The following is a 5,362-nucleotide window of genomic DNA, read 5'->3' on the forward strand; positions in this document are numbered from 1 at the left end:
CAGCCGTTGGTTTCCTGATCTCGGGCCTCAGCCTCGGGGCGATGACCGTTGGCGGCATCGTCGCGGGTCTGCTGGTCGCCGTTCTGACCGGCTTTGTCGCCCGCGTCACCGCCCTGCGCGAAGATGCCTCGATGGCGGCGTTTTACCTGATCTCGCTGGCGCTCGGGGTGCTCTTGGTATCGTTGCGCGGGTCGAACGTGGACCTGATGCATGTGCTGTTCGGCACCGTGCTGGCGCTGAACGATGATGCGCTGATCTTGCTGTGTTCGATCACCACGCTGACACTTGTCACCCTCGCCCTGCTTTTCCGTCCGCTGGTTCTGGAATGCGCCGACCCACGTTTCCTGCGGTCGGTCAGCGGGTGGAGCGGGCCTGTGCATTTCATTTTCCTCGCGCTGGTCGTCGTGAATCTGGTGGCCGGGTTTCAGGCACTTGGCACGCTGATGGCTGTGGGGATCATGATACTGCCCGCCGCCGCCGCCCGATTCTGGTCCGATAGCATCGGCGGCATGATGCTGGCGGCTGCGACCACCGCCGTGATCGCCTCGGTTGGCGGATTGCTGGCCAGCTACCACGCGGGCCTGCCCTCCGGCCCCGCGATCATCCTTGGTGCCGGGATCATCTATCTTTTGTCGCTGGGCTTCGGTCCGGTCGGCAGCCTCACCGCGCGCTACTGGCCGCGCGCCCATCTCTCCTCCTGAAAGGACCTCTCCATGATCACGCGCCGTTTTCTTCTCGCATCTGCCGCCGCCCTCGCCTTCGCCGCCCCCGCTTTCGCGGACGACAAGCTGAAGGTCGTCAGCACCTTCTCGATCCTCACCGACATCGTCGCCAATGTGGGCGGCGACCGGGTCGAGATCATCACCCTCGTCGGCCCCGATGGGGATGCGCATGTCTATCAACCCTCGCCCGCCGACGCGCAGGCCGTGGCGGGTGCTGCCGTAATTGTTGCCAACGGGCTGGGGTTTGAGGGCTGGATGGACCGTCTGGTCGAGGCCTCGGGCACCAAGGCGACCATCGTGACCGCCTCGGACGGGGTCACGCCTATCGCCTTTGGTGAAGAAGAGCATGACCACGCCGAAGGTGAGGCGCATGACCACGATCATGAACATGCCGAGGGAGAGGCCCACGACCATGATCATGACCACGCCAAAGAGGAGGCCGGACATGAAGGCCACGACCACGGTGCCTTTGACCCCCACGCCTGGCAAAGCGTGACCAATGTCGCGCTCTATGTCGGGAACATCGAGCGTGGCCTTGCTGCCGCCGACCCGGAAGGGGCCGACGCGTTCAAGGCCAATGCCGCCGCCTATCTGGCCGAACTCGACATGCTGGATGCAGAGCTTCGCGCCGCTGTCGCCGCCCTGCCCGAAGACCGCCGCACGGTTGTGACCTCGCATGACGCGTTTGGGTATTTTGCCGCCGATTATGGCCTGACCTTCGTCGCACCTCAGGGCGTGTCAACCGAAGCCGAGGCATCCGCGCAGGACGTGGCTGCTCTGATCACCCAGATCAAGGCCGAGAACATAGGCGCCATCTTTGTGGAAAGCATCGCCGATCCCCGCCTTCTGGACCAGATCGCCTCTGAAACGGGGGCCAAGGTCGGCGGCACGCTCTACTCCGACGCGCTGTCGGCTGCTGACGGCCCTGCTGCCACCTATCTGGCCATGATGCGCCACAACCTGTCGCAGCTGACCGCTACCCTGACCAACTGAGGTGACCCTGATGAACGCACAAGTTCCCGTCACCGTCCTCACCGGCTTTCTTGGTGCTGGCAAGACCACGCTTCTGAACCGCATCCTGACCGAGCCGCATGGCAAGAAATACGCCGTCATCATCAACGAATTCGGCGAAACCGGGATCGACAACGAGTTGGTGATCGACGCCGACGAAGAGATCTTCGAGATGAACAACGGCTGCATCTGCTGCACCGTGCGGGGCGATCTGATCCGCATTCTGGCGGGCCTGATGAAGCGCAAGGATTTCGACGGCATCCTGATCGAGACGACTGGCATGGCGGACCCTGCCCCGGTCGCGCAAACCTTTTATGTCGATCAGGACGTAGCCGAAAAGACTCGCCTCGATGCCATCGTGACGGTGGTCGATGCGGTGAACCTGTCCACCCATCTGGACGAAGCGCATGAGGCGGCCGAGCAGATCGCATTCGCCGACATCATCCTTTTGAACAAGGTCGATTTGGTGGATGCGAGCGCCCTGGCCACGGCCGAGGCGCGGATCAAGTCGATCAATCCCTATGCGAAGATCGTAAAGACCGAGAAATGCGGCGTGGCGCTGGATCAGGTGCTGGGCCTTGACGCCTTCAGCCTTGAGCGCGTGCTGGAGATCGAGCCGGACTTCCTCGACGAAAGCCACACGCACGAGCATGAGGAAGATATCACCTCGGTCTCGCTCGCCTCGGACACGCCACTGGATGACAAGAAGTTTCAGGCGTGGTTCGGCAAGCTGCTGCGCGAACACGGGCAGGATATCCTGCGGTCCAAGGGTATTCTGGACTTCAAGGGGCAGGACGAACGGTTCGTGGTCCATGCCGTCCACATGCTGACAGATGGCTCGCCGCTTGGGCCGTGGCCAGCAGGCAAGCCGCGCGGCTCCAAGCTGGTGTTCATCGGCCGCGACCTTGACACCTTCGGGCTGGCTGAAGGCTTCGCGGCCTGCAAGGCGGCCTGATGCCCGTGCTAGAGCGGCACGATCCGCTGGCCCCCATGCGCATCGAACAAGGCGGGCGCAAGTTCGATTTCGATGCCGTGCCGGTTGCGGTGGCGACCGTGGGCGATACGGCCTTCACTGCCTGGGGCGACGGGTGTTTGCGCGCCTTTCGCCCGGGCGTCGAGCCTGAGGTGCTGCACGTTCACAAGGGTGCAGCGCTGTCGATGGTGGCGGAGGCTTCGGGTACAATCCTGACCGGGGGCGATGATGGCCGGTTCTGCCGCATCGCGAAAGACGGCGTCACAGACCTGGCCGAGTTTCCCCGCAAATGGGTGGATCATGTCGCGGCAGGTGCGGGCGGGGTCTTTGCCTGCTCGGTCGGCAACACGGTGCACCTCTGGGACGGCGCGCGGCGCGAGGTGCTGGAGGCGCCATCCACTCCTGGCGGGTTGGCGTTTGACCGCAAGGGCGGACGGCTGGCCGTGGCGCATTACGGCGGTGTCACGATCTGGGCGCGCGACAAGCGCTGCTGGAAACCCACGAGTCTGAAGTGGGCGGGGAGCCATACCGCAGTGTGTTTCAGCCCTGATGATCGGTTTGTCATGACGCGGATGCAGGAGAACGCGCTGCACGGCTGGCGCTTGCGCGACAAGGCAGACCTTCGGATGTCGGGCTATCCGACCAAGGTGAAAGGCTGGGCCTGGGCTGGGAAAGTGCCAATGCTGGCCACCACCGGCGCGGATGAGGCGATCCTTTGGCCCTTTGACGGGGCGCAGGGGCCGATGGGCCGCGGGCCGATGCAACTGGCTTGGGGCGGGCGGGGGTTTGTCACCGCGATCTGCACTCTGCCGGGGCATGAGGCGGTGCTGGCGGGCTATTCCTCGGGCGCGGTGATCTTTTCCGAGATCGACCAGATCGCCGAACCCCGCGCTGTCAAGCGTCCGACAGGGGCGCCGGTGACGCTTCTGGCCGTCACGCCGCTGACCGGCTGGCTGCTGGTGGCTGACGAACGGGGCGGGGTCCTCTGGGCACCCTTGGGCGCAAGCTGATGCTGGGCCTCTTCTCCCGCCGCCCCCGCCCGGATGCCGAGGCCGTTGCCCGGCTGAAAGCTTGGGTGGCCGACCTCATGTCACTGGGCGACAAGGATCACATCGCCATTGCCGAACTCGCCTGCCACGAACCGGGCTGCCCTGATCTGGAAACGGTGGTGACCGTCACGCTTGCCGACAACCGCCGATTTGTGCTGCGCTTTCCGTCGTCGATGGCCGCGGTGACCGAAGCGCAGGTGCAGTCCTTGCGCCCCAATGTCCCGACCCCGTGACCAGCTTTGTGCATCTGATCGAGGGCGACTGTGCAGCGGCCCGCCTGGCCCGCATCGCGGACCTCGCCCGCGCGTCGCGCCATCCCCCCATCATCATGGCCGAAACCGGCGATCAACCCAGTACCCCGCTTGACTGGCTGATGGCCCCCGGCTGCACCTGCTGCCTGCCGGACTGCCACCCGCGTCAGCGCCTCTTGCGCCTTGTGTCGCAAATGCCTCCACAACGCATCCTGATCGACGCAGGCCCACCCGCCGTGGCCGACCGGATCATCGCAATTCTGCGCGCTCTGCCCGTGCGTATGTGCATTAACGTGCTGGCTGCCTGAACGACCGTGTCAATGCGGCAACCCGCAGTCGCAGTCATCTTCATCTTGTGGCAGGTCAACCACCAGCAACAGCCGCGTCTCGCCGGTGCCCGCGATGGGCGGAGAGCGGTGGAGAAGGCCGCAATCCTCGCCCGGCCAGAGCGTGCCACGAAAGATGGCTGCGTCAAAGGGGGCAAGGGCGTCATGCCTTGGGACGCTTCCATCCGCAGCGGCGGGCCCGTATTCGGTGCCGTGACCGCGATAGGTGCACAACAGACGCGCGGCGATCCGGTCACAATGGAACTTGTGGCAGGCGTTGGTCTGGATGACATCAAGGCGAACCTGCACCTGCAGCGTTGCCATGACAGAGCCAAACACTGTGGCCAGAGCGGCTGCATCTGACGCAAGCGTTTGCCGCCCTTGCGAAGGAACCAGGCTGGAGGCATCGCAGGCGGCATGGACTGCCGCCTCAACCTCGGTCACAGCCATTTGCGCCCGCAGGCGCGGCAGCTTGTCTGGTGACAACCCCTCGATCCAGGCGGCGAAGCCCGGATCACGCGGCCTGCGCCACAGTGTTGCCGCGACGCCCGGGTCGTGGATGCGCCTGAGGCCGTCCTCATCTTGAGAGGCGGCCACCCAGACCGCGCGCGGGCGGAGTTTGCGAAGCGCGCCGGTCATGCCGCCTTCGCGTTCCACTGCGGGAAAGGATCGGGAAGCCGGGTCCACGCTTGCGGGGTGAAATCACAGGTGGTTACAAGGGCTGCATTCAGCGCGGCACAAATCGCCTCTCGGTCAAGGTCGGCGCCGATGAAGACGATCTCTTGCCGCCGGTCCCCCCAGGGTTCTGCCCATTTGGCGGCAATCTCCGCCTGCGCATCAGGGTGCTTGGGCAACCGTTCGGCGGGTACCGAAGCCCACCACCGCCCCAGGGGCGTGACCGAAGACATGGCCCCGGCCAAGCTGAACTCGGCCACCCAGTCGGGCCGCGTCGCGATCCAGAAATGGCCCTTGGCGCGGATCACACCCGGCAGGGGACCATTCAGCACGGCATGAACCTTGGCCGGATCGA

The 5,362-nt window shown here is 65.0% G+C and carries 8 protein-coding genes; 6 read left to right on the forward strand and 2 right to left on the reverse strand.

The window, feature by feature from the left end:
* From V7N12_RS13485 to V7N12_RS13510, 6 genes are all read left to right on the forward strand, one after another.
* Nucleotides 1-701 (forward strand): metal ABC transporter permease (locus V7N12_RS13485; RefSeq protein WP_333715150.1); only part of this gene is annotated, 701 nt, incomplete at its 5' end.
* Between the two features lie 12 nt (nucleotides 702-713).
* Nucleotides 714-1,715 (forward strand): metal ABC transporter solute-binding protein, Zn/Mn family, encoded by a 1,002-nt coding sequence (locus V7N12_RS13490; RefSeq protein WP_333715152.1) that lies wholly within the window; start codon nucleotides 714-716, stop codon nucleotides 1,713-1,715.
* Between the two features lie 10 nt (nucleotides 1,716-1,725).
* The gene (locus tag V7N12_RS13495; protein ID WP_333715154.1) at nucleotides 1,726-2,688 is read left to right on the forward strand and encodes a CobW family GTP-binding protein; all 963 of its coding nucleotides are present in this window, start codon (nucleotides 1,726-1,728) and stop codon (nucleotides 2,686-2,688) included.
* Nucleotides 2,688-3,716: a WD40 repeat domain-containing protein gene (locus V7N12_RS13500; protein ID WP_333715156.1), complete on the forward strand. Its 1,029-nt coding sequence runs from the start codon at nucleotides 2,688-2,690 to the stop codon at nucleotides 3,714-3,716. Before V7N12_RS13495 ends, V7N12_RS13500 begins: the two co-directional genes overlap by 1 nt.
* Nucleotides 3,716-3,988 carry a hypothetical protein gene (locus tag V7N12_RS13505; protein ID WP_333715157.1) on the forward strand — a complete coding sequence of 91 codons (273 nt, stop codon included), beginning with the start codon at nucleotides 3,716-3,718 and terminating at the stop codon, nucleotides 3,986-3,988. Before V7N12_RS13500 ends, V7N12_RS13505 begins: the two co-directional genes overlap by 1 nt.
* Complete coding sequence (locus V7N12_RS13510; RefSeq protein ID WP_333715158.1) at nucleotides 3,985-4,314, forward strand: hypothetical protein; 330 nt, start codon at nucleotides 3,985-3,987, stop codon at nucleotides 4,312-4,314. The genes V7N12_RS13505 and V7N12_RS13510 overlap by 4 nt, the downstream gene beginning before the upstream one ends.
* Nucleotides 4,315-4,323: 9 nt before the next feature.
* On the opposite strand, the gene V7N12_RS13515 is transcribed toward V7N12_RS13510, so the two are convergent.
* Nucleotides 4,324-4,971 (reverse strand): DUF1826 domain-containing protein, encoded by a 648-nt coding sequence (locus V7N12_RS13515; protein WP_333715159.1) that lies wholly within the window; start codon nucleotides 4,969-4,971, stop codon nucleotides 4,324-4,326.
* The coding region (locus tag V7N12_RS13520; protein ID WP_333715160.1) for a GTP-binding protein at nucleotides 4,968-5,362 on the reverse strand (395 nt) is incomplete at its 5' end. The genes V7N12_RS13520 and V7N12_RS13515, both read right to left, overlap by 4 nt.

The organism is Yoonia sp. (assembly GCF_036770585.1).
GTDB lineage: Bacteria > Pseudomonadota > Alphaproteobacteria > Rhodobacterales > Rhodobacteraceae > Yoonia.

Bases quoted from the DNA above. Each gene is read 5' to 3' on its own strand.
- V7N12_RS13490 (WP_333715152.1), top strand. From the start codon at position 714: ATGATCACGCGCCGTTTTCTTCTCGCATCTGCCGCCGCCCTCGCCTTC.
- V7N12_RS13495 (WP_333715154.1), top strand. From the start codon at position 1,726: ATGAACGCACAAGTTCCCGTCACCGTCCTCACCGGCTTTCTTGGTGCT.
- V7N12_RS13500 (WP_333715156.1), top strand. From the start codon at position 2,688: ATGCCCGTGCTAGAGCGGCACGATCCGCTGGCCCCCATGCGCATCGAA.
- V7N12_RS13505 (WP_333715157.1), top strand. From the start codon at position 3,716: ATGCTGGGCCTCTTCTCCCGCCGCCCCCGCCCGGATGCCGAGGCCGTT.
- V7N12_RS13515 (WP_333715159.1), bottom strand. From the start codon at position 4,971: ATGACCGGCGCGCTTCGCAAACTCCGCCCGCGCGCGGTCTGGGTGGCC.